Genomic DNA, 26,897 nt, shown 5'->3' on the forward strand with positions numbered 1-26,897 from the left:
ATGCGGGTCACCATCGTGGGCGCGGGGGCGCTCGGGCGGATCTACGGCGTGCGCCTCGCCGCCCAGGGAGACGACGTCACGTTCGTGGTCCGGCCCGAGCGCGCCGGCGACGTACGGCCGTTCGTGGTCGAGCAGGTGAACGGCGCCGATCGACGCGACACGCTCGATCGCCCGCGCCTCGCGGCCGAGATCCCGGCCGACGCGGACGTCGTCCTGATCACCGTGCGCTTCGATCAGCTCGTCCCGCGCGCTGACCCCGGCGGCGCCGCGCAGCGCGCGGCGGGCGGCAGGTCGGTGGCGGATCTGCTCCGCGGCGGCCCGGCCGCGCCCGCCGTGGTGCTCACGCCGCTCCTGCCCAGGCAGCGCGCCGACCTCGAGGAGGCCGCCCAGCGCCGCATCACCCCCGCGATGCCGGGCGTCTCGGGCTACCTCGACGAGCGCGGCGTGGTCCGCGCCTGGATCACCGAGCTCGCGCCCACGCTCATCGACGAAGAGGGAGGCGCCCCCGCGGAGCGACCGCCGCTCGAGGAGCTCGCGCGCCGCCTCACGAGCGCCGGTGTCCCGGCGCGGCTCGAGCCCGACGTGGGCGCGCAGAACGTGGCCACCACGACCGCGTTCTTCCCGCTGATCGCCGCCATCGACGCGGGCGGCGGGGCGAGCGCCCTCCTCGAGAACGACGGCGTGCTCCGCACCGTGATCGAGGCCACCAGGGAGTCCGTCGCGCTCGCGGACCGGCTGGGCAAGGTGGCCCCGTGGACGAAGCTCCTCCTCCGGTTCATCGGGCCGCTCACGCTCAAGCCGGGCGTCGCGCTCGTGCGCCTGCTGGCCCCGGAGTTCTTGCGGTTCCTCGACGTGCATTTCGGCCCCAAGCTTCACGCGCAGCACCTCGCGATGGGCGCCACCATCCTCGAGATGGGCCGAGAGCGCGGCGTGAGCATGCCGGCGCTCGAGCGGCTGCTCGCGCACCTCGGCGGCCGCCCGCGGGCGCGCTGAGCCGCGGCTTCCTGCGCTGCGCGCGGGCGCTGCGTCAGCGCGCGCGCGCGGCCGCGAGCTGCGCCGCGAGCACGATCGCCTCGCGCATGCCGCGCGGATCGGCGCGCCCCGTGCCCGCGAGATCGTACGCGGTGCCGTGGTCGACGCTGGTGCGCACGATCGGCAGGCCGAGCGTGACGTTCACGGCCTCGCCGAAGCCCAGGAGCTTGCTCGGGATCGTCGCCTGGTCGTGGTACATGGCGACGACCCCGTCGAGCGCGCCGCGCGCCGCGAGCCGGAACGCCGTCTCCGCGCCGACGGGCCCGGTCAGCTCCGCCGCCGGGCCCGAGCGCGAGAGCCGCCGCGCCGCGAGGCGGATCCCCGGCGTGATCCGCACCTGCTCCTCGTCGCCGAGGAGCCCGCCTTCGCCTGCGTGCGGGTTGAGCGCGGCGACGGCCACGCGCGGCCTCTCGCGGCCGAGATCGCCGAGCAGCCGCGCGAGCCACACCGCGGCGCGCGCCACCTCGCGCGGGCTCACCGCGTCCGGCACCTCGCGCAGCGGCACGTGGGTCGTCACGAGGGCGGTCACGAGCTTGCCCGAGGCGAAGGCCATCGTGACCTCGCGCGCGCGGAGCCGCCGGCCCAGGTGCTCGGTGTGCCCGAGGAAGTCCGCGGACCCCGGCGCGCCGCTCGTGGCGATCGCGTGCTTCGACGCGGGCCCCGTGACCAGCGCCGCAGCGACGCCCTCGCGGACCAGGTCCGTCGCCGCGTCGATCCACGCGAGCTGCGCCGCGCCGTCCTCGGCCTCGGGCCGACCGAACGCGCTCGCCCGCGAGAGCCGCGCGCTGCCCGCCCAGAGCCCGATCGAGCCGGGCGCGAGCTCCTCGATGGCGGCGCGCCCATCGACGACGACGAGCCGGCGGGCCGCGACCCGGACGAGCCTCGCCGCCCGCCGGATGATCGCCTCGTCGCCGACGAGCACGCAGCGCGCGCCCTCGACGGACGCCGCGCCGGCCACGGCCACCTCGGGGCCCACCCCGCTGGGGCACCCGACGCTGATCGCGACGATCGGCGGCCCGGCGGGGCGTGAGCGACCGCCGCCGCGCGCCGCACCGGCGGCGGTCGTTCGCGCGCCGCCGCGGCGAACCGGCGACGTCATCGGGTGATGCGCCGCTCGCGCCCGGACGGCGTGGCGTCGTTCCCCGAGGGCGCCGCTCGCCGCTTGGCTTGCGCGGCCTCCTCCTCGTCGCCCTCGCCCTCGCCCTCGTCCTCGTCGCCCTCGTCGTCGCTGTCCTCGTCCTCGTCCTCGTCCTCGTCGCGCAGCTCCCCGCGCTCGTCGCCCTGGGCCTCCTCGCCGGCCCCGCCCCGCTGGAGCGCCCTGCTCGCGTCGCCGCCCTCGGGACCACCGGCGCCGGGGATCGGCGACTCGAGGCGGTACCCGGCCCCGCGCAGCGTGACGAGCGGCAGCGCCGCGCCGAGCTTCGCCCGGAGACGCCTCACGTGGATGTCGACGGTCCGCGCGCCGCCCTCGTACTGGCTGCCCCAGACACGGCGAAGAAGCTCTGTCCGCGACACAACTTTTCCGCGGCGCTCGCACACGTACGAGAGCAGCGCGAACTCCTTCGCGGTGAGCGGCACGTGCATGCCGCCGACCGAGACGTCGTGGGCCGCGCGATCGATGACGATCGCGCCCACCTTCACCCGCTCCTCGGTCGCGAACTCGCTGCGGCGCCACTCGACGAGGCGCACGCGCGCGTAGAGCTCGGCGGGCACGTACGGCACGAGCAGGAAGTCGTCGAAGCCGCTGGACGGCTCGATCCGCGCGATCTGCGCGACGCTCACGGCGACCAGCGCGCCGACCTCCTCGAGGCGCGGCTCGCGGCGCAGCGCGCGCAGCGCCGCGGCGGCCAGGTCCGGCCTGTCGAGCGCCTCGACGACGATCGCCCGCGCCTTGCTCTCGTCGTCGTGGAAGAGCCGCGGTGGATCATCCCAGAGATCCAGGGTTCGCACGTCAGCGCCCAGCGAGCGCAAGACCGATGCGGCACCCTCGTCGCGCTCCAGATCCGGTCCGTGTCCAACGATGGCTATGAACGAGCGACGCGCCATGAACGCCCCGTATACGGGTGTCACGACGGGCCGGCAAGACGCACCGCGCTAAACCCACCAATACCGCTGCGGGGCTTACCTTCCGCCTGGCGTTCCAGCCTTGAAAATCAGCCGATCCGCGTTCCGCCGACCGTGATGAGATCGATCTTGATTGTGGGGCAGCCAACACCCACGGGGACGCTCTGTCCGTCCTTGCCGCACGTCCAGATGCCGTCGGAGACGGCGACGTCGTGGCCGAGCATGGTGACGCGCCGGAGCACCTCGGGGCCGTTGCCGATGAGGTTCACGCCCTTGAGGGGCGCGGTCAGCTTGCCGTCCTCGATGAGGTAGCTCTCGGTCAGAGAGAACACGAAATCGCCGTTCGAGATGTCGACCTGGCCGCCGCCGAACTTCTTCGCGAAGACGCCTCGCTTCACGGACCTCACGATCTCCTCGGGATCATGCGGGCCCGCGAGCAGGATGGTGTTCGTCATCCTGGGCATCGGCGCGGCGGCGAAGCTCTCGCGCCGCCCGTTGCCGGTCGGCGTGAGCCCGAAGTGCCGGGCCGAGAGCCGGTCGTGCATGTACCCGACGAGCTTGCCGTTCTCGATGAGCGTGCTGCGCTCGGGCTCGTGGCCCTCGTCGTCCACGTTGATCGTGCCGCGCGACTGGAGGAGCGTCGCGTCGTCCACCACGGTGCACAGCGGGCTCGCGACGTCCTTGCCGATCTGCCCCGCGTAGTTGCTGGTCCCCTTGCGGTTGAAGTCCGCCTCGAGCCCGTGCCCCACCGCCTCGTGGAGCAGGATGCCGCTGTCGCCCGGGGCGAGCACGACGTTCATCTCGCCGGCGGGCGCGTCGCGGGCGTCGAGCATCGCGACCGCCTGCCGCGCGGCCTCCTCGGCGTGCCACTCCGGCGACTTGCCCTCGAAGTAGGCCGTCGTCATGCGCCCGCCGCCGCCGCTCGAGCCTTCCTGGCGCTTTCCGCTGCGCTCGGCGAGCGCGCGCACGCCGAAGCGGATGAGCGGCTGGACGTCGTGCGCCATCCGCCCGTCGCTCGTCGCCACGAGGACCTCGCGCACCTCCTCGACGAAGCTCGCCTCCGCCTTGACGATGCTGGGATCGTAGGCGAGCGCCGCGGCGCTCGCGCGCTCGAGCAGCGCGCGCTTCGCGAGCCCGGGGGCGTCGAGCGAGATGCTGGGCAGCTCGTAGCGGGTCGGCAGCTCGCGGCGCCTGAGCTCGATCTTCTCCTTGCCGCCCGAGCCCGTCGCGATCTGCGCCGCCGTCTCGGCGGCGCGCCGCATCGCCTCCCAGGTGAGGTCCTCCGTGTACGCGTACCCGGTCGCGTCTCCTCGCTGGACGCGGACGCCGACCCCCATCGACACCCCACGCGAGGCCGCCTTGAGGATCCCTTCGTCGAAGGTGAACCCGCCTCCGGCGCGGTACTCGAAGAAGAGGTCAGCGTAATCACCACCCTTGGACAGGGCGACCGAGAGGAGCCGCTCGCAAAGCGCGGCGTCGACGGCATTTTCCTCTCCAGGAGCGAACGGGGCACGGTAGGCCTGGCTGCGCGACATGGTGCCCAACTCTAGGTCCATTCGCCGGGACGGTCGAGAAACGGCGGCGGCGCTCCGGAGCGCCCTCCCGCCGCCGCCCGCGCTCGCCCCCGGCGACGGCAGAGCTCGCGACCTGCCCCCTGCCCTTTCATCGGGCGCGGCGCGCATACATCGCCCGCGCGCCCATGCCCGGCGCGCACGCCGCGATCGCGGGGTCACCCGCGGAGCAGCGGCGGGTCGGGGAAGATCGCACGAAATGTGCAACAAGGCCGCTCGACTGCTAGGCTTAACGCTGTCTTCGCGGGAATGGCGGCGCTCGCCACCTTCCCCGCGATCTTCGTGAATCCCCGGCCGTTCAGCGCGTTCCTACAGCGTAGGGCGCGCTCTTCGACGCGCCTCGACCGGACCCGCCCAGCGTCCGACCGGGGCGGGGGCTCGCGGCCACCGCGCCAGGCGGTCGCCGCGTCGCCAGACAAGGGCCCCCGGGGGGCCGCGCACTGCAAACAAGCACCTTCGCGGTAGCTTCCGGAACTTCCGGTGCCGCGCGCTTGTACGTGGTGGCGGGATTGGCTAGGTGTTTTTTAGGCGAGGTGAGGGATGCCGACGAGGCGCCCGAGCAACGCCTTGCTGCCCTCAGCAGGAGATTCCCATCGCCGTGGCGGTCGATCGCGACAAGGTACTCCAGACCGCGCAGAAGTTTGTCGAGCGGAAGCGCTTCGACAAGGCGATCGCCGAGTACCAGAAGCTGGTCGCAGACGATCCGAAGGACGTCCGCACGCTGCTCAAGATCGGCGACCTCTACCTGAAGACGGAGGAGTACGTCGAGGCGATCACCACCTACGAGCGCGTCGGCCAGTTCTACTCGCTTCAGGGCTTCGCGCTCAAGGCGATCGCCGTTTACAAGCAGATCCGCGAGATCATCCACAAGCACGTCCCGCAGTACGAGGATCGCTTCGGCCACATCGTCCCGCGCCTCGCGGAGATCTACACGCAGCTCGGGCTCACGAGCGACGCGCTCGCCGCCTACGACGAGGTCGCGACGCGCCTGCTCCGCGCGGGGCGCGACCGCGACGCGATCGACATCTTCAAGCGGGTCGTCGACCTCGACCCGAACAACCCCCTCGCCTATCTCCGCCTCGCGGAGGCGCTGATCCGGGTCCGCGACTACGACGCCGCGATCCAGCGCTTCGGGACGGCGGCCGAGCTCCTGCTCAAGCTCGGGCGGCGCGACGACGCGCTGAAGGTGGTCGAGCGCCTGCTGCAGCACCGCCCCGACGCCCGATTCGCCCGCATGGCCGCCGAGATCTACCTCGATCGCGGCGACCCGAGCGACGGGATGTCGGCCCTGACCAAGCTCCAGATCGCGTTCAAGGAGAACCCGAAGGACCTGGAGACGCTCGCGCTCCTCGCCCGCGCCTTCGACCTGCTCGGGCAGCCGGCCAAGGCGATCGAGGTGCAGAAGGAGTCGGCGCGCATCGCCAAGGAGGCCGGGCGGGTCGACCAGTTCACCGCGCTCGTCTCGGCCCTGATCATGCGCGCCCCGAACGACGAGGGCGTGCGCCAGCTCGCCGCCCAGATCGCGCCCTCGTCGAGGAACACGCGCGCGTCGATCGACGTCGAGCTCGAGGAGGAGGACGACGACGAGGAGGCGGAGGAGCTCGACGTCGAGGACGACGAGCCCGCTTCCGCGATGCCCATCCCGCTCCGCGCGTCGCAGCCCTCGACGTCGCCGATCGCGAGCCCGAGGCAGCTCGTCGCGCACGCCGAGAGCCTCCGGCGCGACCGGCAGTACGACAAGGCGGTCGCCCTCCTCAAGGGCGGCGTCGCCCGGCTGCCGGCCGCGCGAGAGCTGCGCGAGAAGCTCTGCGATGTCCTCATCGAGGCGGGCGACCAGGACGCCGCCGTCGAGCAGATGCTCGCGTTCGCGCAGCAGCTGGCCAGCGAGGACGCCGTCGACGACGCGGCGAGGCTCCTCGACGAGGTGCTGCTCCTCGATCCCGGCAACGCCCAGGCCACGGAGCTGCTCAACCTGCTCGGCTACGCCGTGCCGCAGGAGGAGGAGCTCGCGGAGGAAGACGCCGCCGGGCCGGGAGCCTCGCCGACGGCCGGCGAGAACGACGCGTATGCGTCCGAGGTGCCGAGCCAGGACCTCTACGACCCCGACGCGCCGCTGCCCGCGTACACCCTCGACGAAGACGGCGTCGTCGAGGCGCTCCCCCGGCGGCCCGAGCTCGTCACGCACCTCGACGATCCGTTCGCGAACGAGCCCCCGCTGCCGAGCTTCCCGATCGAGGACGTCGAGGAGCTCGAGGACGTCGAGGAGCTCGAGGCCATCGACGACGAGGAGGAGGAGACGGCGTCGGTCAACCCGAGCCGCGTGCCTGAGCACCCCCTCGCCGTCGCTGCGTCCCAGGCTCCGCCCCCGGCGTCCTCGATACCTCCCCCTCCCGTGCTCGCCGCGCCGCCGCCGGCCCTGTACAGCCCGGTGCCGGGCCGACCTGCGTCGGTCCGGCCAGTGTCGGGCCGCTCCGTGCCGCCGGGCTCCTTGCGGCGCGCGGACGCGCTCGACGAGGACGCGCTCGAGGAGGTCGAGTTCTTCGCGCAGCACGGGATGTTCGACGAGGCGCGGAACATCCTCGAGGAGCAGCTGGCGCGGCTGCCGAACCACCCGCTCCTGATGGAACGGCTGCGCGAGGTCACGGAGCTGGCCTCGGACGCGCGGGGGGTGGTGCGGGCGGCGACCGACAACGAGAGCGGCACGCGGGCCGTCCCGCGCGGCAGCGAGCGGCCGGACGAGGATCGCGCGTTCGACATCGCCGAGTCGCTCAAGATGATCGACGAGCTCGAGGTCGTGCCGGGCTCGGTGACGGGCGTCCAGGACGATCCTCGGCAGATCAGCGTCGAGAGCGTCTTCGAGCAGTTCAAGGCGGGCGTCGCGGCGCAGATCTCCGAGTCCGACGCGTCGACGCACTACGATCTCGGCGTCGCCTACAAGGAGATGGGCCTCTACGCCGACGCCATCGGCGAGTTCGAGCTCGCCGCCCGCGACCCCGGCCGAGAGTGCGTCTGCCAGTCGATGATCGGCGTCACCCACCTCCAGATGGGCAACATCGAGGCGGGCATCGACGCGCTCATCCGCGGGCTGCACGCCTCGCACAAGACGGTCGAGCAGGAGCTCGCGCTGACCTACGAGATCGCGAACGCCTACGAGATGCGCGGCGTCCCCGAGCAGGCGCTCTACTACTTCCAGCGCGTCGCCCGGATGAGCCCGAGCTACAGCGACCCGCGCGGCAGCGTGGCGGAGCGGCTGCGCCGCATCGACGTCCCGAAGCCGGCCGCGCGCGCCGTCGGCGCCGAGATGATCGCGGACGAATTCGACGCCGCCTTCGACGATATGCTCCCGAGCGGCAAGCTGCCCTGACCACCGCGCGCGTGCGGTCGCGCGGGCGCGCCCTGGAACCGCCAGAAATTGGGCCATGGCGGGCGCTCTCCGGTACCGGACGAGCATGAACCGACCGCTCCTCCTCGCCGCCCTCACCTCGGTCCTGGCTGCCGGCTGCGGCGCCGGGATCGAGACGAACGCTCGCTCCGGTCGCCCGCAGGACGCCTCCGCCAAGGTGGCGGCGCAAGCGCGGCGTGAGGTCCCGCAGCGCGCGAAGGGCTCGCTCGACGAGCGCGGCGCGATCGCCGAGGAGGCGCCCGGCGCGCGCAAGCCCGGCGATTATGTTGCCTACCGGTTCTCGGGCAGCTTCAGGAAGACGCCGCTGCTCCTCACGCAGCGGGTCGTCGCGCGCGAGGGGGACGTCCTCGTTGTCGACGTGACCCTCGCGGACGGCAAGCAGACCGAGGCGCTGCGGGTCCGCATGAGCGACGAGCCCAGCAGGCGCGGTGAGATCCTCGGCGCGGCGTGGATCGACGACGGCGCGGAGCGGCCGGCGACCCTCTCGGCCTACGACGCGATGATGGCCAAGACCGCGCTCGCCGCCGACGAGAACGAGGACGTGCTCGGCAGCGAGGCGGTGAACGTCGAGGTCGGCGGCTCCTCCATCCCGTGCCAGCGCACGAGCTTCCGCGTGCGCATCGGCAAGACGAAGGCGACGATGCGCACGCTCCAGAGCGACGACTTCGTCTGGGGCGACGTGGGCGGTGAGATCACGGCGGAGGACGGGCGCGTGCTCTACCGCGCCGAGCTGATCGACAGGGGCCACGCGGACACGGAGGAGCGCGCGGCCGCCGGCGCGGCGCTCGGCCCCGCGCCCCGGCCGGCGACCGTGGCGCGCTCCGCCGACGAGGACGAGGCGTACGACGACTACGAAGACTGAGCCGGCGGGGGCGCGTCGCCCCGATTTCCCTTCGCGACGAGGATCTCGCTCGAGCGCGCGGCCGCCGCTTTGACCAGGTGGCCCATCTTCGGGTGCTCGGGCTCGAAATCCGGCTCGATCCCCTCGGCGCGCAGCGCCTCCGTGCAGACCGGCCCGATGGACGCCACCACGCCCCGCGCGAGCGCGGCGCGCAGCCGCTCGACGAGCCCCTCCTCGGCCGCCACGAGGAGCGCGTGCTCGACCTGCGCGCGGCTCGTGAAGAGCGTGATCGCCGCGCCGCCGTCCGCCATGAGGCGGAGCGCCTGCCGGAGCGGCGCCGTGTCCTCCGGGAGCGCCCAGCGGTACACCGGCACCGGCGTGACCTGCGCGCCGGCCGCCGAGAGGCTCGCGTAGAGCTCGTGGCTCGGCGCGCCGTGCTCCTGGACGGCGACGCGCTTTCCGCGCAGGTCGCCGAGCGCGCTGACGGCCTCGACGATCTCTCGCCAGGTGTTCGGCTCGCGGACGGTGGTGAAGCGGGTCAGGCCCAGCTCGCGCAGCGCCGCGGCCGGCTTGGGGCCGCGCACAACGACCTGCACGGACGAGAGCGCCGCCGCCAGGAGAGATACGCCCTGGGCGTCCGCGTCACCGTCGCTACCGGACGCCTCGCCGCCGCCCTGGTTCGGCTCGAGCGCAGGCGCCGCCTCGGCCACGAGCGCCCGGGTCCCGACGCCGGTCATCAGGATCACGAGGTCGAACTCGGCTCCCGCGAGGCGCCGCGCGAAGTCGAGGGCGCGCTCGTTCTTCTCGATGGGCACCTCGCGGAGCGTGGGCGCCGTGACGGGCACGCCGCCATGCCGCTGGATCAGCGAGGCCATCTCGGAGGCGCGGCGGCTTTCGAAGCAGATGACGCGGCGCCCGGCGAAGTCGGACGGCGCGGGCGGAGACGGACGGTCGTTTCGTGGGTGGGTGGGCGTGCTCACCCGCGCAGCATAGCCCGGGTCCGGCGCTGGCGGGTTTCGGGCGGTGGACCAGTTTGCTAAGCTCCTCCGTGTGAGCCATCCGATGAGCAACGAGGCTTCCGGGGTCCAGGGGAGCGGGCTCTCGCGTGCGGCGTCGGAGAACGACGTCGGCCCTGATCCCGTCATCGGCGCGGGCATCGCGCTGCTCGGCATCTTCTTGATGGGGGTGGGGGGCGCGCAGGGCGCGCACTACCTCTTCAACTTCGGCGTGCTCGTGGCGGTGCTCGGGGCTGTCCTGTTCGTCCTGTTCGTGGCGCTCACGGCGCTGAAGCAGCGGCGGGCGCTCGGCCTCGCGAGCCGCGCTCCGAGCCCCGAGGGCAGCGCCGAGCAGCGCGACGCGCGCGACTGATCGGCCGAGCGCCACGGACGCCCGGCAGCAGCGCGACGCGCGCGACGGATCAGCCGAGCGGCGCCTGCGCCCGGCTCACGCCGGGGGCTCGCCGCCGGGATCGCTCCGGTCGTCCGGCGGCGCAGGGGAGCCAGCCGGATGGCCGGCCTCGACGGAGAGGTCGGGCTCGATGTCGGCGAGCGAGACGCCGAGCTCCTCGGCGATGCGCTCGATCTCGGCCCGCTCGGCCGGCGTGGGCGCGCCGTCCGCCGCCGCGAGCCGGATCAAGAGGCGCACGACCTCCACCCGCTCGCTCGCGTTGCAGAGCGCCTTGAGCTCGCGGTAACAGCGGTCGACCTCGCCCTCCTGGAGCGCGGGCAGCTTGCCCTGGAGGGCGTTGAACACCGCCTCGACGCCGCTCGGCGCGAGCCCGTCGACGTGCGTGAGCAGCTCGCGGAGCAGCTCGTCTTCCTTGTCGGAGAAGCGACCGTCGACGCAGGCGACCTTGCCGAGCAGGACGATGACGGTGGCGATGTAGCGGAGGACGACGGCCTCGTCGTCCGGGAGCGCCGCGCGGAGCTCCGTCAGGAGGGCGTCGAGGTTCGGGAACGAGCCCCCCTGCTTCAGGCCGAGCCAGGCGAGGAGTCCCACGTGATGAGGCTACCAGATCCTCGCCGGGCAGGGCAGCCCGGCGGAGCCCCGCCCGTCACGCCCGTCACCGCGGTCGTCCATGTCGCCGTGGCTGTCTTCGCCTTCGTCCATTTTCCAGCGGCCTACTCCTCGCCGCCGCGGTCCGCAATCCAATCGTCCACGGGGTTGTCGGACTTCGGGGTCTTCAGGATCGAGCCGTCAGGCCCGTCCTTGCGCACCACGAGCGTGCGCCGCGTCGTGGTGTCGGGCGTCTCGCGCGCGACAACGGTGATCACGTTGACCCCCGGCCGGAGCGGCGCCTCGAACGCGAACTCGGCCTTCTTCGGGTCGGCGCCGTCGCGGTTCGACCTGTAGTAGAGCTTCCGCGACCCGACGAAGATGAAGGTGTCGAGCAGCCGCTCGCTGTCCGACGCCGTCCCCGTGATCTTCACGGTGCCGGCCGTCGTCGCCAGCGCCGCCGCGGCGATGTCCAGCGTCGGCGGCGCGTGCGAGTAGAGGTCCTCGAACGCGACCGCCGCCGGGGCCGGCCCGCCGCCAGGGGCCACCTCGCGCGCCGCGACGAACGCGAAGCGCCCCGCGCCGAGGTCGATCTTGTGGAACCCGCCCGGCGCCTCGCCGAGCACCTTGACCACGGCGCCCGCCGGGAGCCGGCCGAACCCGCGCGCGCTCGCCTCGGGCGACGGGAGCAGGGTCGCCCCCTCCGCCCCAGCCTTCCTGGTGGAGCCGCCGCCGGTCAGCTGGACGCGCGGCGAGATCGGGATCTTCACCTTCTCGCTGGCGAACTCGCGGAGATCGCGATCGCCGACCGAGAGCGTGAGGGTCGCCTCGGGCTCCGACAGCTGCTGCTCCACGTCGAAGCTGAAGACGACCTTGCGCACGTCGCCCGGCTTGATGTTCGAGATGTCGAAGCGCCCCGCGTGCAGCATGAGCCCGTCGCCCGAGAGGTTCGCGATGTTCGCCTGCGTCTCGTACGACGGCCCCTTGCCGACGTTCTTGACGGTCAGGTACATGCTGACCCGCTCTCCCTTCTGGATGAGCCCGTCGCCGTTGCCCTCGCGGTCGTCCGCGATCTGGTAGGCGTACTGGAAGAGCGGCCGGTCGAGCGCGCGCACCGTGGGCCGGATCTCGACCGCCGGCGGCTCCGGCGCGGCAGCGACCTCGAACTTCACCTTGAGGCCGTCGCTCCGCGAGAGGGCGTCCATCGGGATCGAACAGACGCGCTTCTCGTTCGCCTTCCTCGGCTTCGTCGAGCCGACCTTCCGCCCTTCGACCTCACACCAGCCGAGCGGCGCCTTCGCGCTCTTCGTCTGGCCGGGGCCGATCTTGCCGAAGATGAGCTCCTTGCTGTCGAAGTACGGGTTGTCGCTCTCCGTCGTCCCGCGGAGCCGGTAGACCGGCTGCTTTCCGTTGTTCTTGACCGTGACCCGGAGCTCCATCGGCTGCCCCGCGGTCACCTCGGCGTTCGGGCGATCGGTCTCGACCTTCACGTCGAGCTCGGACTTCGCCGCCGGCGTGACCCCCTCGGGCGCGTCGGACCAATCGACGCCGAGCTTCGTCAGCTCGGCCGCGACCTTGCCGAGCTCCTCCTTGCCGACCTGCTCGATGTAGTCGTGCATCGCCCGGAGCTGCTGGAGCCTCGGCGTGGAGGGCGGCATCCGCGCGGCGAGCTCCCGCGCGAAGCGGATGGGGAAGTCGACGGAGAAGTCCTCGTCGATGTCGCCCCCGCGCTCCCGCATCTTCTCGCGGTCGGCGCTCGTGAGCTGGTAGCGGACGACCTCGGACGGCTTGCCCGCGGCCGCCGCGCGCGCGTTCGAGAGGTGCGCCGAGAGATCGCGCTCCCGGAGCCCGTCCTTCTGGACCGTGAGATCCATCTCGAGCTCGTCGACCGTCATGGGATCGAGCTCGATGTCCGGCGTGACGCCGACGCCCTGGATGGAGATGTCGCCCGGCGTCAGGTACTGCGCGATCGTGAGCTTGAGGGCCGCCTTCTCGGCCGTGACGTCGGGGAAGACGAGCTGCACGCTGCCCTTGCCGAACGTCTGCGAGCCCACGATGACGGCGCGATCGTTGTTCTTCAGCGCGCCGGCCACGATCTCGCTCGCGCTCGCGCTGTTGCCGCTCACGAGCACCACGATCGGGTACAGCGGCTCGGTGCCCGGCCCCTTGGCGCGCTTCTCCTCGCGCCCCTCGGAGGCGCCGACCGTGGACACGATGACGCCGTCGGCGAGGAACTTGTCGGCGATGCGCGCGGCCTGATCGAGCAGGCCGCCCGGGTTGCCGCGCAGATCGAGCACGAGCCCCTTCAGCTGCCCCTTGCTGCGCAGCCCGTCGAGCGCCGCGTCGAGCTCCGCGGTCGAGGTCGCCTGGAACGTCTTGAGCCGGACGTAGCCGACGCCGCCATCGAGGGCGCGCGACTCGACGGACCTCACCTTGATCACCTCGCGGGTCAGCTCGAAGGCCTTCGGCCCCTGCCACCCTCCGTCGCCCTCGCGGGTCACCCACACGGTGACCGGGGTGCCGGGATCGCCGCGGAGCCTCCGCACAGCGTCGTCGAGCGGCATGTTGAGCGTCGACTCGTTGTTGATCTTCACGATCCGATCGAGCCGCTTGAGGCCCGCCCTGCCCGCGGGCGTGTCGGGCATCGGGTTCAGGACCGTGAGCATCTGGTCGCGGATCGAGATCACGACGCCGAGCCCGCCGAACGCGCCCGACGTGGAGAGGTTCATCTCCTTGTACGCCTCGGGGCTCAGGAACGACGAGTGCGGGTCGAGCGTGTGCAGCATGCCGTTGCACGCGGCGTACTCGACGTCCCGCAGATCGACCTCCGTGCCGCGGAGGTTCTTCTGGAGGAAGGTGAAGACCTCGCGGAGGCGCGCGGAGACGTCCCAGGGGCCCTGGATGTTGTCGATCCGGAACTTCTTCTCGCTGGTCTCGACGCGAACGGTGACCTCGTTCGGGTCCTCGTTGAGGACGATCACCTGCGCGACGTCGCGCTGGACGGCGTTGAGCGCCGACAGCAGCATCTCCTTCGGCTTGACGCGATCCGGCTCGACGTACTTGTCCCGGATCATCTTCAGCGTCTCGTTGACAGCCTCGAGACGCGTGAGGTCGTACGGCGCCTTGGCCACCTGCCCGGTGACGGCCAGCGCCGGCTCGAACCCGCGCCAGAGCCCGCCAGGGCCGAACTGAAGGACGAAGTACGCTGCCAGCGGGAACGCGGCGGAGACGACGAGCGCCTTGGCGATGCGCTCCAGAGGTCGGTGAGGCATACGGCGATCGAGTATAGACGCGCTCCAGCGAGCGTCGACCGACGTCGGTGCGCGATCGCCCCGATCGCCCCCGAGCGCCGCGTTCCAGCGCGGGCGCTACACGGGCTTCTGCGTGTCTTCTTGCTTCTCTTCGGGCTTCGCCGGCAGCTGCTTGGCGGGATCCTCTTCCTCGTCGTCGCGGATCCCCTTCTTGAAATTCCGGATGCCCTCGCCGATCCCCTTCCCGATGTCAGCGATCCTCCCCGCGCCGAAGAGGAGCAAGGCGAGGCCGATAAGGAGAGCGATTTCGAGCGGTCCGATGCGGCCCATAGCGTTGATCCCTTGAAGGCTGCCGCGCGCTCGGCGGCAGGTCGGCGGGCCACGGCCCGGTTTGCGTCGACCCATACCACCCATCCTCCGCACCGGCAATGCAGCGGTTCGAAGCGCTGAGACCCGTGCTAGGCTCGCGCACCGGCTTCGCTGGAGGAGAGACGAGGCGCGTGTGCACCCGTTCACTCCGCCAGCGGTTCACAAATCAAGAACGGCTCGACGACCCACACGGGATCGCCAGCCGGCCGGCCCGGACGCCAACCTCGGATGAGGCCGGCGGTGATCCATGGCTCGAGCCCTCGCAGGCTTCGCGACAGTCGACACGGGGAAAACACGATGCCGATGAACCGCTTGAATCGAAAGGCAGCGCATTGTCTGGCAGGAGCGTCGGTGGCCGCGGCGGTGCTCGCCGGCGCCGCCGGGCGCGCGAGCGCTCAGGAGGCGAGCGAGGGCGACACGGTGAGCGTCGACGGCAAGGGGATCGTCGGCGGCGCGCTGCTCGGCGGCGAGGTCGTGATGCTGACCATGGGGGCGATCGGGGTCGAGCGCGCCTGGCCGTACCTCGTGTTCGGCGGGCTCGGCGCGGTGGGCGGCGGCGTCGCCGGCTACTTCGTCGAGGCGGCGGATCCGCCCGCGGAGGTGCCGCTCTACATGCTCGCCGGCGGCATGGCGCTGGTCATCCCGACCCTCGTCGTCACCCTGAACGCCACCGCGTACAAGCCCCCCGACTCCGACCAGAGCGAGCCGATCCGCAACGAGCCGGCCGCGGAGCCCCCTCAGCCGGGGATCAACGTCCAGCTCACGACGGACGCCGCGCAGATCCTCCGGCGGTCCCGCCGGGAAGAGCCCCGGCTCGGCCTCGTCGACATCACGCCGCGCCGGGTCGCGCTCGGCGTGCCCGCGCTCTCGTTCAAGCCGCTCTACTCGCAGGACGAGATGTTCAAGTTCGGCGTGGCGCAGGGGCACGAGGTCCGCGTCCCCGTCCTCCGGGCGACCTTCTGAGGGGCCCGGGGTCGCCCCGGGCGGCGGCGCGGGGCAGGCGCCCCCCTGCCCCGCGCGCCGGTCTCTGTGCCGATCCCTACGCTCGGCGTTAGGCTCTCGCCGTGGCCGACCTCCACGATCCTCCGCTCCCCTGGTCCACGCGGCTCTGGTTCGCCTTCGCGTGCTTCTTCCGCGTGCTGTTCGATTCCCAGTTCGCCGCGCGGGCGTGGCAGGCGCGCTCTGCCGTCGCCCTGCCGCCGGCCGAGCGCGCTGAGCCGCGACGGATCGAGCGAGACCGCACAGGCGGCGCGCCCGAGGCCGCGGCGGCGGCGGCGGCGAGCGAGCCCGCGCCGGCGCCGGTCGCCGCCCCCGCGCCGCACGCCGCGCCCGCGGTGAGCTCGGCGCTCCAGCTGCTCTCGCTGCTCCAGCGCGAGGGGCGGCTCGTCGACTTCCTCGAGCAGGACATCGCCTCGTTCGGCGACGCGGACGTCGGCGTGGCGGCGAGGATGGTCCACGAGGGCTGCCGCAAGGCGCTGCGCAGCCACGCGAAGCTCGCGCCCGTGCGGCGCGAGGACGAGGGGGAGAAGGTGACGCTCGAGGCCGGCTACAACCCCTCCGAGATCAAGCTGATCGGCAACGTGTCCGGGACCGCGCCCTACAGAGGGGTGCTGCGCCACCGGGGCTGGCGCGCCGACGACGTCTCGCTGCCGACGCCGGTCGCCGGCCACGACGCCAGCATCATCGCCCCCGCGGAGGTCGAGCTATGAGCGCGCGCTACATCATCGGCATCGATCTCGGCACCACCCACTGCGCGCTCGCCTACGCGCGCCTGCCCGAGGACGGAGCCGACGCGCGGCTCACGCCGTCGCCCGAGGTGATGGCGGCCCCGCAGCTCGTGGCGCAGGGGACGCTCGAGGCGCGGCCGCTCCTGCCCTCCTTCATGTACATCCCTCACGAGAGCGAGGGCCCCCAGGCGCTGCCCTGGGACGCCGAGCGGCGCTTCGCCGTCGGCGAGCACGCCCGCGCGCGCGGCGTCGACGCGCCGGCGCGCCTCATCTCGAGCGCGAAGAGCTGGCTCAGCCACGCTGGCATCGACCGGCGCGGATCGACGCTCCCGCTCGGCGCGCCCGAGGACATCGAGAAGATCTCGCCCGTCGAGGCGTCGTGGCGGTACCTCGAGCACCTCACCGAGGCGTGGGATCACCTGTTCGCGAAGGACGATCCGGCGCTCGCCCTCGCGAAGCAGGAGATCGTGATCACGGTGCCCGCGTCGTTCGACGCCGCCGCGCGCGATCTCACCGTCGAGGCCGCGAGCGCCGCGGGGTTCGAGGACCTCACCCTGCTCGAGGAGCCGCAGGCCGCCGTGTACGCCTGGATCGACGCGGCCGGCGAGGCGTGGCGCAAGCACCTCCAGCCGGGCGACGTGCTGCTCGTGATCGACGTCGGCGGCGGGACCACCGACTTCTCCGCGATCGCCGCGGTCCCGCGCGACGGCTCGCTCGAGCTCGTCCGCGTGGCGGTCGGCGACCACATCCTGCTCGGCGGCGACAACATGGACCTCGCGCTCGCGCACGTCGTGAAGGCGAAGCTCGCCGCCGAGGGCAAGGAGCTCGATCGCTGGCAGATGACGTCGCTCACCCACGCCGCGCGCGTCGCGAAGGAGCGGCTGCTCGGCGATCCGTCGATCAACGAGGCGCCGATCGCGATCGCCGGCCGCGGCTCGAAGCTGCTCGGGGCGGCGATCCGGACCGAGCTCACGCGCGACGAGATCACCCGGACGCTCGTGGACGGGTTCTTCCCCGAGGTCCCCTCGTCCGCGCGCCCCGCGACCCGCGCGCGCGCCGGCCTGACGCAGCTCGGCCTCCCGTACGCGCAGGACCCGGCGATCACCCGCCACCTGGCCGCGTTCCTGGGGCGGCAGGCCGGCGCGACGTCGAAGCTTCCGGGCTTCGCCCCGCAGGGAGAGGCGAACGCCGAGCCCGGCCGCGCGCCGCTCCTCCTGCACCCGACGGCGGTGCTCTTCAACGGGGGCGTCATGAAGAGCGCGGCGCTGCGCGAGCGGCTCGTCGCGACGCTCGGCGCCTGGCTCGAGCAGGACGGCGCGCCCCGGCCGCGGGTGCTCCCGAGCGACGACCTGGATCTCGCGGTCGCGCGCGGCGCCGCCGCCTACGGCCTCGCCCGGCGCGGCCGCGGGCTCCGGATCCGCGGCGGGACGGCGCGGGCCTACTACGTGGGCATCGAGGGGGCCGTCCCCGCGGTGCCCGGCCTGGAGCCGCCGATCACGGCGCTCTGCCTCGCGCCGTTCGGCATGGAGGAAGGCACCGAGGCGACCCTGCCGCCGCAGGAGTTCGGCGTGGTGGTCGGCGAGCCGGTGCGCTTCCGCTTCTTCAGCTCGTCGGTGCGCCGGGATGACCAGGCCGGGACCGAGCTCGAGAGCTGGAAGCCCGGAGAGCTCGAGGAGCTCTCGCCGATCGAGGTCACCTTGCCCGCCGAGGGTCGCCGCGAGGGCGACATGGTGCCGGTGCAGCTGCGCGCGTCGGTCACCGAGGTGGGGACGCTGCTCCTGGAGGCGATCCCCCGGGAGGCGCAGAAGCCGAACGAGCGCTGGCGGATCGAGCTGTCGGTGCGCGCCGAGGCGTGAGCGCGGGGGTGCCCGACATGGCACCGACGATTCGCAGGCTCCGCGTCGTCCATTCGACGAGATATACCTACGATCGCCCGGTGGAGCGCAGCGTGCACAAGCTGCATCTCTGCCCGGTGCACGACCGGGATCAACGGGTGCTCTCGCACACGCTCACGATCGATCCCTGCGTGACCACCATGGAGTTCGAGGACGTATTCGGTAACCGGGTCACGCGCTTCGAGATCACCGCCCCTTATACCGTGCTCACGATCTCGGCCGACTCGATCGTGGAGCTCTGCGACGCCGATCCGTTCGCGTTCGCGAAGAAGAAGATGCGCCCCGCGTTTCCCCTCGTCTGGATGCCGTGGGAGCAGGCGATCATCGCGCCGTACGTGCGCCCGGCGGAGCTCCCCGACACCCAGCTCCAGGCGCTCTTCGATTACGCCATGTCGTTCGTCGAGAAGAACGACGCGGACCTGATGGAGACGCTCTTCGCGATCAACCTGACGCTCTTCCGCGAGTACCAGTACGTGCCGGGCTCGACGAACCTCGCGACCACCCCGTATGACGTCTTCGTGAACCGGCGCGGGGTCTGCCAGGATTTCGCGAACCTGTTCATCTGCATGGCGCGGCTCCTCGGCATTCCGGCGCGCTACGTGTGCGGATATCTCTATACCGGCAACGTCGGCGCGAGCCGCGGCGGCTCCGACGCGACCCACGCGTGGGTGCAGCTCTACATCCCGAACATCGGCTGGAAGGGGTTCGACCCCACGAACGGCGTGCTGGCCAGCCTCGACCACGTGCGGGTCGGTTACGGCCGCAACTACATGGACGCAACGCCGACAGCGGGGACGCTCTACACCGCCGCCGCCGAGACAATGAACGTCGATGTGACGGTGAGCGAGGTCGACTAGGTCTCTCCGCGGGATCGCCCGCCCGCCGACAGGCGCCTGTCGCGCCGAGCCCACGGCGACAGCGGAGAGCGCGAAACGGCGGCCGCGGGCGAGGCAGGCTTCCCGCCCCTCCCTGCGGCCGCAGCGCGAAGCGCCGAAGGTCGCTCGGACGGATCCGCGAGACCTCGGCGCGTCGCGATCACTGGCCGTCCTGGAGACAGGCGGTGCCCTGCTCGATGCACGCGCCCTCAGCGGTGGTAGCCGCCGCGGTGCCGCACGCCTCGCACTCGGCGTCCGCTGGCTCGTCCGTTGTGCACGCGACATAGCAGGGGTTGCCCTCCGCCACGCCACACGTCTCGCAGATACACTGCGTAACCGCCTGGTATTTCGGGATCGAGGACTCGCAGAGGTCCGCCGGGTCGGCGCCGGCCACGAGAGGCGCTGAGCAAGTCACACACTCCTCGCTGCCGCCCGTGCCGCCCGTGCCGCCGCCACCGCCCTCGCCGCTGCCGCCCTCGCCGCTGCCGCCCGTGCCGCCGCCGCCGCCCTCGCCGGCCGAGCTGCTCGCGGTGGTCCCGCCGCCCGAGCCCGTCGTCTCGGTGTCGTCCCCGCACCCCGCGGAGAAGGCGGTCGCGCCAAGGATGAGAGCCATCGAGCCAATGCTGACAAGATTCATGTTACGCATGTTGTCCTCCGGCGCGCTCGAACGAGCGCCCGTCGTCGATCGTCGCTTCGTCTGTCAGTCCCACCGGGACTCGCCGGTCGCGACAACCCCCGCGTGCCGGCGGCGGCACACTACTCCACCCAGGCTGTGACGCTCAACTATCTTCCATGCGACGCGCGAAAACAGCTGTCCGCGCCTCGCCCGGTCGAGCGACCCCAAACACCATGGCATGCGCGTTGAGGACGAGCCCACCGAGCCCCCGCGGCTCGGGGATCGCCTGACTCCGACGCCCCGATGAAATAGCACCGAGATCGCGCGTCGCGAACCGCGCGCATCGCCGTGGCGGAGGGCTCGCGGCGCACGCCCGTCGCAAGCGTGGCACCGAATCCCGCAAGTCGCGAGTTCCGAGCCTCCTTGTGCTCCACGGAACGCCGCGCCGTCGCCGGGATCGCCGCCGCCCGCGCCGCGCGCTGACCGCAGCCCTGCGCCATCTCGATGCCTCGCGCGAATCTGGAGATGACGGCGGACGCCGCCGGGAGCGCGCGCCTTCGACGACTTGAAGGTGGAAGTTGGAAAGCGCTCGTGACAGCGGCCCTGGAGCACGGATCTGCTATGATCAGAGGCGCGGCGCCTGCGTCGCGCGCGATCGCAGAGCCCGGCCTCGCGCTGCGGTCGCGCGCGACGGGCGCCAGCGATACGGCCCCACGCGCGCCGCGCAGCGACGCGCGTGGCTCGTCGCGAGTCACGGGGGGAGGGCACGATGAGCATTCGTCTGCGCGTGTTGCGCGTGTTGCGCGTGTTGCGCGTGTTGCGCGTGTTGCGCGTGCTGCGCGTGTGTCTGGCGGCGACGCTCGCGGGCCTGTGCGCCTGCGCGAGCACGTCCGTGCAATGGCCCTCGCCGGAAGGGCGGCCGAAGCTCTCGCCCCCACGGGAGATCAACGCCGTCGCGCGGCCGGACGCCGCGCGCTGCGCGGCGATCGTCGGGGCCACGCTCATCGACGGCCGGGGAGGGCCGCCCGTGCGCGACGCCGTCGTCGTGGTCCGCGGCGACCGCATCGTCGCCGCGGGCGCGCGCGCCGCCACCGACGTCCCTGCCGGCGCGGAGGTCGTCCCCGGCGCGGGGCTCTCGGTGCTGCCCGGCCTCATCGACGCGCACTTCCACCTCGACGGCGACGACGGGCTGCCCGGGGTCGTCCTGCAGCGCGGCGTCACCTCGCTGCGCGAGCCGGGGAGCTGGATCGAGGCGTACGACGGCGCGCGCAAGCTCGGCCCGACGCCGCGGCTCTTCCTGGCGGGGCCGCTGCTCGACGCGCCGTATCCGGCCTATCCGGAGAGCGCGATGCTGGTGCGCGACGCGGCCGAGGCGCGCTGGGCCGTCGATCAGCTGGTCGAGCGCGGGGCGTCGGCGATCAAGGTCTATTTCCGCCTGCCCCTCGGGCTCGTCGAGGAGGTCGCCAAGGCCGCGCACGCGCGCGGGGTGATCGCCGTCGCGCACCTCGAGACCGTGGACGCCGCGGCCGCGGTCCGCGCCGGGCTCGACGGCATCGAGCACATCACGTCGCTCGGCACGGCCCTCGTGCCGCCGCGCGAGGCGGAGCGCTACCGCCAGTCGGTGATCGCCGACAACGACGCGCGCTTCCCGGGGCGCTTCGAGGTCTTTCGCGGCATCTCCCTCGGCGCGCCGCGGACCCGAGCGCTGCTCGGGCTGCTCGCGGCGCGGGGCACCTTCCTCACCCCGACGCTCGCCATCTTCGAGCGCCGCGCCGGCGACGCGGGCGCGACGGAGACCCAGGTGCGCGGCTTCGAGAACATGATGAAGCTCACCCTCGCGGCGCGCCGCGCCGGCGTGCGGGTGGTCGTCGGCTCCCACGGCAAGGCGCCGGGCGCCGAGCGAGGCTGGGCCTACCAGCACGAGATGGAGCTGCTCGTCGAGAGCGGCCTCTCGCCCACGGAGGTCCTCGTCGCTGGCACGCTGGAGAACGCCAGGTACTTCCGCGCCGACGACCGGCTCGGCAGCGTCGAGCCGGGCAAGCTCGCCGACCTCGTCCTGATCGAAGGCGACCCGCTCGCGGACATCCGGGCGATGCGCCGCGTGAAGCGGGTGATGCTGAACGGGAGGTGGGTCGGCCCGGCTCAGGCCGAGTGAGCCGCACGCGCGCTCGCCGCCGCGGGCTCGGCGCGCGCGTCGCGTGGAGTCGCGCGAAAAGGACGAGCGCACGCGGAGCGCGCCGCCGCCATCGCGCGGCGCGCTCCGACAGCGGGCCTTCAGCCCATCTCGATCTCGACGCGCACCGTCGAGCCGGCCGGCGACAGGGGAATCACGTTCCCCGCGACGGTCTTGCCGTCCACGGTCAGCTTCTTCACGCCCTTGCACACGCCCGAGTTCTTGACGCTGATCTCGTAGGTGGCGCCGCGGAAGCGGCGGGAGATGGAGAAGCTCTTCCACGCCTTGGGCACGCAGGGATCCAGCTTCAGGCCGTCGTACTGGGGCTGCACGCCGAGGATCCCCTGGCTGACGGACACGAACGTCCAGGCCGCGGTGCCGGTGAGCCAGGCATTCTTGGCCTCACCGAAGACCGGGGCGTCCTTGCCGGCGATCATCTGCGCATAGACGTAGGGCTCGGCGCGATAGGTCTCGATCTGGCTCTCCTTGGCCGAGGGGCAGATGGAGAGATAGTACTCCAGCGCGCGCTCCCCTTCGCCCAGGAGACACCAGCCGAGGTGGATCCAGGTGTTGTTGTGGCAGAAGATGCCTGCGTTCTCCTTCACGCCCGGCGGATACGAGGTGACCTCGCCGAGCTCGAGGTGATAGGTCGAGTACGCGGGCTGCTGCAGAACGATGCCGTTCTTCGTGTAGAGGTGCTTGTGCACGCTCTCCATCGCCTGCTTGGCGCGGCCGTTGTCCGCGCCGGCGCCGCCCAGGACGCACCAGCCCTGGCTCTCGATGAAGATCTTCCCCTCCTCGTTCTCCTTGCTCCCGACCGGCCGGCTCTCGGCGTCGTAGGCGCGGCGGTACCACTCGCCGTCCCAGGCCTCCTTCTCGACCACGGCCAGCATCTCGGCGTACTGCTCACGCATGCGCGCCGCCTCGGACTTCTGGCCCATCCAGTCGTACAGGCCGGCCATCTCGCGGCTGGCATAGAGGAAGAGGCCGGCGATCATCACGGACTCGGCCTTCGAGTCCTTCACGTCGCCCGCGGTCTGGAAGCTCTCGTTGGGCTCGGTGCTGAAACAGTTCAGGTTGAGGCAGTCGTTCCAGTCCGCGTGGCCGATCAGCGGCAGGCCGTGCGGGCCCCGCTTCTTCATCGTGTAGGCGATGGACGTCTCCAGGTGGTGAAGGAGGTCCTCCTTGGAGCCCGGCTTGTCGGCGTAGCCCACCGCCTCCTTGAGGATGCCCTTGTCGCCGGTCTCCTTGATGTACGCGCACGTGGAGAGGATCAGCCACAGATGATCGTCATAGAAGTCGCCGCCGATGTCGGCGTTCCCCTTCTTCGTCAGCGGCTGGTACTGGTGGTAGCAGGTGCCGTCGCTGAGCTGGGTGGCGGCGATGTCGAGGATGCGCTGGCGGGCGCGCTCGGGGACGAGGTGCACGAAGCCCAGGAGATCCTGGTTCGAGTCGCGGAAGCCCATGCCCCGGCCGATGCCGGTCTCGTACATGCTGGCCGACCGAGAGAGGTTGAAGGTCGCCATGCACTGGTACTGATTCCAGGTGTTGAGCATGCGTGTCGCGTGCTCGTCCGGGCAGTCGGCCTGGAAGTTCGAGAGGATCCCGGCCCAGTCCGCCTTCAGCTGGGCGAACGCGCCGTCGACGACGCCGGGCGCGGAGTACTTGGCGAGGATCTCCTTGCCCTTCTGCTTGTTCAGGACGAAGGGCGCCTTGAACTTGGGCAGGTCCCCATGGTCCACATACGAGAGCACGAAGCTCATCGTCTCGCTCGCGCCGGGCTCGAGCGAGAGGTTCACCTGGTGGCTGCCGATCGGGTTCCAGCCGAACGCCTTGGAGTTCGTGGCCTTCCCCTTGGCCGGCACCTGGGCCTCGTGGAGGCCGTGGTGGACGCTGCCGCAGAAGGCGTCACGGCTCGTGTCGAACCCGTCGATGGCGCGCGTGCAGGCGAAGAGCGTGTAATGGGAGCGGCGCTCGCGGAACTCGGTCTTGTGGTAGATGGCGCTCCCCTCGATCTCCACCTCGCCGATGGAGTAGGTGCGCTGGTAGTTCGTCATGTCGTTGAGCGCCTCGAAGAAGCAGAACTCCTGATAGGAGAAGAGCTGGATGTCCTTCTTCGAGCCGCTCTTGTTGGTGACCCGGGTGCGCCAGATCTCCACGTTCTCGCCGGGGACGATGAAGTAGAGCACCTCCACCTCGACGCCGTTCTTCTCGCCCGTGATCTTCGTGTAGCCCAGGCCGTGGCGGCACTCGTAGCGATCGAGGGCCGTCTTGAGGGGCTTCCACATGGGGTTCCACACGACCCCGCCGTCGTTCACGTACAGGTAGCGCCCGCCGAGATCCATCGGCACGTTGTTGTACCGGTAGCGCGTGAGCCGGCGCAGCTTGGCGTCCTTCCAGAACGTGTAGCCGCCCGCCGTGTTGGTGCAGAGGCCGAACATCTCGTCCGAGCCCAGGTAGTTGAGCCAGGGCAGCGGCGTGTCGGGCCGGGTGATGACGTACTCGCGGCTCTCGTCGTCGAAGTGGCCGTACTGATTGCTCATGGACGCGCGGTCTCCGTGGATAGCGACAGAAAAAAACCCGGAGGCAGCGCTGCCCCGGGTCGGATAAGCCGATGATTGTCAGGCCTGGGGCCTCCGAGCGAGCTCAGAGGGCCGCCACTCTAGACCCCGGCGCCTCCGCTTGTCAACGGGGCCTGGGAGCGCGCTCGCCGCGTTTTGCCAGCAAGAACGCCGCGCTCCGTCGCGCTTTGTCGGGTCCGCCGCGTCCGCCGCGCTCCGCCGCGTGTTGGCGCGTGTTGGCGCATGGTTCGTGTGCGGCAGACAACCCATGATTCCAGTGAAGGAAAAATTTTGCACATCGCAGCTCCGCGGGCCGCGCCTTGCTCGCGGAGCCGCGTATCCGCCGCTTCAACCGGCCTTGAACGTGTCGTAGCGGCCGGCGCGCGGCGCGACGCGCGCCTCCAGCGCGGCGCGCTCGGCGGGCGGCATCGGGAAGGAGAGGGACCGCGCGCCCAGGTTCTCGCGCACCTCGGCGATCGACGAGCAGCCGATGATCACCGTGTCGGCGTGGCTCGCCGCGTAGCGGATGAGCTCGGTCGCGCCCGCGGCGCGATCCTGGAGCAGGCGGCCCGCGGCCATGATCTTCATGCCGATGACGCCGACGCCGCGCCGCCGCGCCTCCTCGACCACGGTCGTCAGGAACGGGAGCCGCGCCGGATCTGCGGGGTTGACCGCGCAGAGCACGGTATCCACAGGATAACGCCGCATCGCCTCCAGGAGGATTTGCGGGTCGTGGTGGCCGGTGATCCCGACGTGGCGCACCCGGCCGTCCGCCCTGGCCTGCTCCACGGCCTCGATGGCGCCCCGCTTGCCGAAGATGGCGTCGAGCTCCTCGATCTCCCGCAGATCGTGCAGCTGCCATGAATCGAGGTGGTCTGTCCCGAGCCGACGCAGGCTGTCGTCGAGCAGCCGCAGCGCGCCGTCGCGATCCCGCGCGTGGGTCTTGGAGGCGAGGAAGACCTGCTCGCGCGCCTTCGGGCCGGCGGCGCGGAAGGCCTCACCGTAGTAGTCCTGGCTCTGCTGGTATGCAGGCGCGGTGTCGCAGTACCTGACCCCGAGGCGCAGGGCCTCCAGGATCACGGGCACCGCCTCGCGGTGACGGCCGGTCGTCCGGAGGATCCCCTCGCCCCCGAGCGACACCGGCTCGACCTGCGCGCCGGTCCGCCCGAGCGTGCGCGCCGGCGCTTCGCCGGCCGCAGGCGCCGCCGGTGACGGGCAGCCGGCTGCCCCGACCGCCACGGCCGCTGCGGTCGTGGCGACCGCTCCCAGCACGCCACGACGGCCACCGTCGGCACTTCCCGTCTCGCTCGGCTCGCGCATACGGCCCTCCTGGAGAGGACTCTACCAACCGACAGGTCGAACGTAAACCGAGGCCTGGATCCATGCAGTCACGCGGCTCGGGCGAGCGACGGCGGTGCGCCGCTCTCCTCATCGAGGCCGCGGCCCGGGGGACGGACGCCGTCTTCAGCGTGCAGCCGAGCGAGGGGCAACCGTCAGGGACGAGCCTTGGGCGCTCGGAAGTGGCCGTCGGTCCCTCGCTACCGCCGGTCGTCGGAGTCGTCGTCGTCCGGCCGATCGTCGTCCTCGAACACCAGCCTGCCAATCACCACTTGGCGCACCGTCGTGGGGTAATAGGCCGTGACAGCGGCCGTGCTCCAGGTGTGCCCGACGATGGCCTCCGAGGTGTTCGTGTAGAGCCGCATCGTCCCGTAGCCAGCGCCGGAGGCCCCCCGGCCGCTCGCGGCGTACCTGGAGTCGGACGAGCCGTGGTGCGTGCTCGTCGAGTCGACGATGCTCACCTCGAACTGGAGTGTGCCCGCGACGAGGGGGCTGGCGGGGAGCTTCGCCCTCGGCGCCCGGCGGAGGATCGCGACGTGCCCGGTCGAGGACTCGCCAGCGGGGTAGCGGATGGCGATGATGTCGGCGGCGCGCGCGTCCTTGGGATCGTGGATCCTCTCGAATCCGTTCTCCTCGACGATGGCGTCGTAGTACGCGGCCGCGCTCGGGCTCCGGCTGCCCAGCCAACCCTTGAGCGACGCTTCGGTGAAGCCGTAGCCCCGCTTGAGCAGCTCCGTCAGGAAGGTGGCGCACTGCGTCCGGTTCGCGTAGCGCCGCGCGCCGGCCACACCGGTCCAGCTGATGAAGCTGGGGCTCGAGTTGTATTCGTTGTTCTCAGGCCTGATGTTGTCCACGAGGCTCTCCGCCCACCTGAGATGGTCGGCGTGATGCGCAGCCGCGGTGCGCGGGGAAAGCCACACGAGCCCCGGAAGGACGAGACAAGCGATCTCCAGCATACGACGATGAACGCTCGCCATGATCCACCTTGCAATGCAGTGAGTTGCTCGGACTGGCGCGTCGCATTCAGCGCGCGGATTCCCGTGATAGATTAAGTCCGATCGAGAGGCGCCGTTCAATACAAATTTGCAGCACGATCATCTTTGGGAGTCCCTTGTCCCACAGGCGCACAGAAGGACAGGCATCCTCTCGCGTCGTGCGCCTCGCGGGACACAACGATGAGACGATA

At 71.7% G+C, this 26,897-nt stretch carries 20 protein-coding genes; 9 read left to right on the forward strand and 11 right to left on the reverse strand.

Going from position 1 to position 26,897, the window contains the following annotated elements; genetic code table 11:
* On the forward strand, positions 1–993 hold the full coding sequence (locus WMF22_RS34780) for a ketopantoate reductase family protein (RefSeq protein WP_437294270.1): 993 nt from the start codon (positions 1–3) through the stop codon (positions 991–993).
* 34 nt (positions 994–1,027) lie between these two features.
* Here WMF22_RS34780 and pdxA read toward each other — a convergent pair whose 3' ends face one another.
* The 3 genes from pdxA to WMF22_RS34795 form a co-directional block, all read right to left on the reverse strand.
* A complete protein-coding gene (gene pdxA / locus WMF22_RS34785; protein WP_437294271.1) occupies positions 1,028–2,131 on the reverse strand; it encodes a 4-hydroxythreonine-4-phosphate dehydrogenase PdxA in 1,104 nt (367 codons plus the stop codon).
* Complete coding sequence (locus tag WMF22_RS34790) at positions 2,128–2,982, reverse strand: winged helix-turn-helix domain-containing protein (RefSeq protein WP_437294272.1); 855 nt, start codon at positions 2,980–2,982, stop codon at positions 2,128–2,130. The genes pdxA and WMF22_RS34790 overlap by 4 nt, the downstream gene beginning before the upstream one ends.
* Before the next feature lie 203 nt (positions 2,983–3,185).
* Positions 3,186–4,631 (reverse strand): TldD/PmbA family protein, encoded by a 1,446-nt coding sequence (locus WMF22_RS34795; RefSeq protein ID WP_437294273.1) that lies wholly within the window; start codon positions 4,629–4,631, stop codon positions 3,186–3,188.
* A gap of 634 nt (positions 4,632–5,265) precedes the next feature.
* On the opposite strand from WMF22_RS34795, the gene WMF22_RS34800 reads away from it, so the two are divergent.
* The gene (locus tag WMF22_RS34800; protein WP_438032570.1) at positions 5,266–8,031 is read left to right on the forward strand and encodes a tetratricopeptide repeat protein; all 2,766 of its coding nucleotides are present in this window, start codon (positions 5,266–5,268) and stop codon (positions 8,029–8,031) included.
* An 85-nt stretch (positions 8,032–8,116) separates the two neighbouring features.
* The gene (locus WMF22_RS34805; RefSeq protein WP_438032571.1) at positions 8,117–8,932 is read left to right on the forward strand and encodes a hypothetical protein; all 816 of its coding nucleotides are present in this window, start codon (positions 8,117–8,119) and stop codon (positions 8,930–8,932) included.
* On the opposite strand, the gene WMF22_RS34810 is transcribed toward WMF22_RS34805, so the two are convergent.
* On the reverse strand, positions 8,920–9,891 hold the full coding sequence (locus WMF22_RS34810) for a uroporphyrinogen-III synthase (RefSeq protein WP_438032572.1): 972 nt from the start codon (positions 9,889–9,891) through the stop codon (positions 8,920–8,922). The two genes, WMF22_RS34805 and WMF22_RS34810, sit on opposite strands and share 13 nt — an antisense overlap.
* An 82-nt stretch (positions 9,892–9,973) precedes the next feature.
* Here WMF22_RS34810 and WMF22_RS34815 point away from each other — a divergent pair, with 82 nt between their 5' ends.
* The gene (locus WMF22_RS34815; RefSeq protein ID WP_437294277.1) at positions 9,974–10,279 is read left to right on the forward strand and encodes a hypothetical protein; all 306 of its coding nucleotides are present in this window, start codon (positions 9,974–9,976) and stop codon (positions 10,277–10,279) included.
* 75 nt (positions 10,280–10,354) lie between these two features.
* Here the strand turns inward: WMF22_RS34815 and WMF22_RS34820 are convergent, their stop codons facing one another.
* From WMF22_RS34820 to WMF22_RS34830, 3 genes are all read right to left on the reverse strand, one after another.
* On the reverse strand, positions 10,355–10,909 hold the full coding sequence (locus tag WMF22_RS34820) for a TerB family tellurite resistance protein (protein WP_437294278.1): 555 nt from the start codon (positions 10,907–10,909) through the stop codon (positions 10,355–10,357).
* Between the two features lie 122 nt (positions 10,910–11,031).
* The gene (locus tag WMF22_RS34825; RefSeq protein ID WP_437294279.1) at positions 11,032–14,178 is read right to left on the reverse strand and encodes an MXAN_5808 family serine peptidase; all 3,147 of its coding nucleotides are present in this window, start codon (positions 14,176–14,178) and stop codon (positions 11,032–11,034) included.
* A 96-nt stretch (positions 14,179–14,274) separates the two neighbouring features.
* Positions 14,275–14,487: a twin-arginine translocase TatA/TatE family subunit gene (locus tag WMF22_RS34830; protein ID WP_044966375.1), complete on the reverse strand. Its 213-nt coding sequence runs from the start codon at positions 14,485–14,487 to the stop codon at positions 14,275–14,277.
* A gap of 390 nt (positions 14,488–14,877) precedes the next feature.
* Between WMF22_RS34830 and WMF22_RS34835 the strand changes: the two genes are divergently transcribed.
* The 4 genes from WMF22_RS34835 to WMF22_RS34850 all read left to right on the forward strand — a co-directional run bounded on the left by WMF22_RS34835 (position 14,878) and on the right by WMF22_RS34850 (position 19,005).
* Entirely contained in the window at positions 14,878–15,489 is a 612-nt protein-coding gene (locus WMF22_RS34835; protein ID WP_437294280.1) for a hypothetical protein, read from the forward strand.
* A 101-nt stretch (positions 15,490–15,590) separates the two neighbouring features.
* A complete protein-coding gene (locus WMF22_RS34840) occupies positions 15,591–16,235 on the forward strand; it encodes a DUF2760 domain-containing protein (protein WP_437294281.1) in 645 nt (214 codons plus the stop codon).
* Entirely contained in the window at positions 16,232–18,109 is a 1,878-nt protein-coding gene (locus WMF22_RS34845) for an Hsp70 family protein (protein WP_437294282.1), read from the forward strand. Before WMF22_RS34840 ends, WMF22_RS34845 begins: the two co-directional genes overlap by 4 nt.
* A gap of 17 nt (positions 18,110–18,126) precedes the next feature.
* Positions 18,127–19,005 (forward strand): transglutaminase family protein, encoded by an 879-nt coding sequence (locus tag WMF22_RS34850; RefSeq protein WP_437294283.1) that lies wholly within the window; start codon positions 18,127–18,129, stop codon positions 19,003–19,005.
* A 178-nt stretch (positions 19,006–19,183) separates the two neighbouring features.
* Here WMF22_RS34850 and WMF22_RS34855 read toward each other — a convergent pair whose 3' ends face one another.
* Positions 19,184–19,636 (reverse strand): hypothetical protein, encoded by a 453-nt coding sequence (locus WMF22_RS34855; protein ID WP_437294284.1) that lies wholly within the window; start codon positions 19,634–19,636, stop codon positions 19,184–19,186.
* Between the two features lie 772 nt (positions 19,637–20,408).
* On the opposite strand from WMF22_RS34855, the gene WMF22_RS34860 reads away from it, so the two are divergent.
* A complete protein-coding gene (locus WMF22_RS34860) occupies positions 20,409–21,794 on the forward strand; it encodes an amidohydrolase family protein (RefSeq protein WP_438032573.1) in 1,386 nt (461 codons plus the stop codon).
* Between the two features lie 119 nt (positions 21,795–21,913).
* Here the strand turns inward: WMF22_RS34860 and WMF22_RS34865 are convergent, their stop codons facing one another.
* The 3 genes from WMF22_RS34865 to WMF22_RS34875 form a co-directional block, all read right to left on the reverse strand.
* Complete coding sequence (locus WMF22_RS34865; RefSeq protein WP_437294286.1) at positions 21,914–24,355, reverse strand: GH36-type glycosyl hydrolase domain-containing protein; 2,442 nt, start codon at positions 24,353–24,355, stop codon at positions 21,914–21,916.
* Positions 24,356–24,721: 366 nt separating this feature from the next.
* The gene (locus WMF22_RS34870; RefSeq protein ID WP_438032574.1) at positions 24,722–25,693 is read right to left on the reverse strand and encodes an aldo/keto reductase; all 972 of its coding nucleotides are present in this window, start codon (positions 25,691–25,693) and stop codon (positions 24,722–24,724) included.
* 218 nt (positions 25,694–25,911) lie between these two features.
* A complete protein-coding gene (locus WMF22_RS34875; protein ID WP_438032575.1) occupies positions 25,912–26,565 on the reverse strand; it encodes a hypothetical protein in 654 nt (217 codons plus the stop codon).
* Between the last annotated feature and the right edge of the window lie 332 nt (positions 26,566–26,897).

Origin of the sequence: Sorangium sp. So ce204 (genome assembly GCF_051526795.1) — a bacterium.
Lineage (GTDB): Bacteria > Myxococcota_A > Polyangia > Polyangiales > Polyangiaceae > Sorangium > Sorangium cellulosum_B.

Coding starts and splice junctions, on each gene's coding strand:
- WMF22_RS34860 (WP_438032573.1), top strand. CDS start 20,409: ATGAGCATTCGTCTGCGCGTGTTGCGCGTGTTGCGCGTGTTGCGCGTG.
- WMF22_RS34850 (WP_437294283.1), top strand. CDS start 18,127: ATGGCACCGACGATTCGCAGGCTCCGCGTCGTCCATTCGACGAGATAT.
- WMF22_RS34815 (WP_437294277.1), top strand. CDS start 9,974: ATGAGCAACGAGGCTTCCGGGGTCCAGGGGAGCGGGCTCTCGCGTGCG.
- WMF22_RS34780 (WP_437294270.1), top strand. CDS start 1: ATGCGGGTCACCATCGTGGGCGCGGGGGCGCTCGGGCGGATCTACGGC.
- WMF22_RS34845 (WP_437294282.1), top strand. CDS start 16,232: ATGAGCGCGCGCTACATCATCGGCATCGATCTCGGCACCACCCACTGC.
- WMF22_RS34805 (WP_438032571.1), top strand. CDS start 8,117: ATGAACCGACCGCTCCTCCTCGCCGCCCTCACCTCGGTCCTGGCTGCC.
- WMF22_RS34795 (WP_437294273.1), bottom strand. CDS start 4,631: ATGTCGCGCAGCCAGGCCTACCGTGCCCCGTTCGCTCCTGGAGAGGAA.
- pdxA (WP_437294271.1), bottom strand. CDS start 2,131: ATGACGTCGCCGGTTCGCCGCGGCGGCGCGCGAACGACCGCCGCCGGT.
- WMF22_RS34865 (WP_437294286.1), bottom strand. CDS start 24,355: ATGAGCAATCAGTACGGCCACTTCGACGACGAGAGCCGCGAGTACGTC.
- WMF22_RS34870 (WP_438032574.1), bottom strand. CDS start 25,693: ATGCGCGAGCCGAGCGAGACGGGAAGTGCCGACGGTGGCCGTCGTGGC.
- WMF22_RS34825 (WP_437294279.1), bottom strand. CDS start 14,178: ATGCCTCACCGACCTCTGGAGCGCATCGCCAAGGCGCTCGTCGTCTCC.
- WMF22_RS34830 (WP_044966375.1), bottom strand. CDS start 14,487: ATGGGCCGCATCGGACCGCTCGAAATCGCTCTCCTTATCGGCCTCGCC.
- WMF22_RS34855 (WP_437294284.1), bottom strand. CDS start 19,636: ATGGCTCTCATCCTTGGCGCGACCGCCTTCTCCGCGGGGTGCGGGGAC.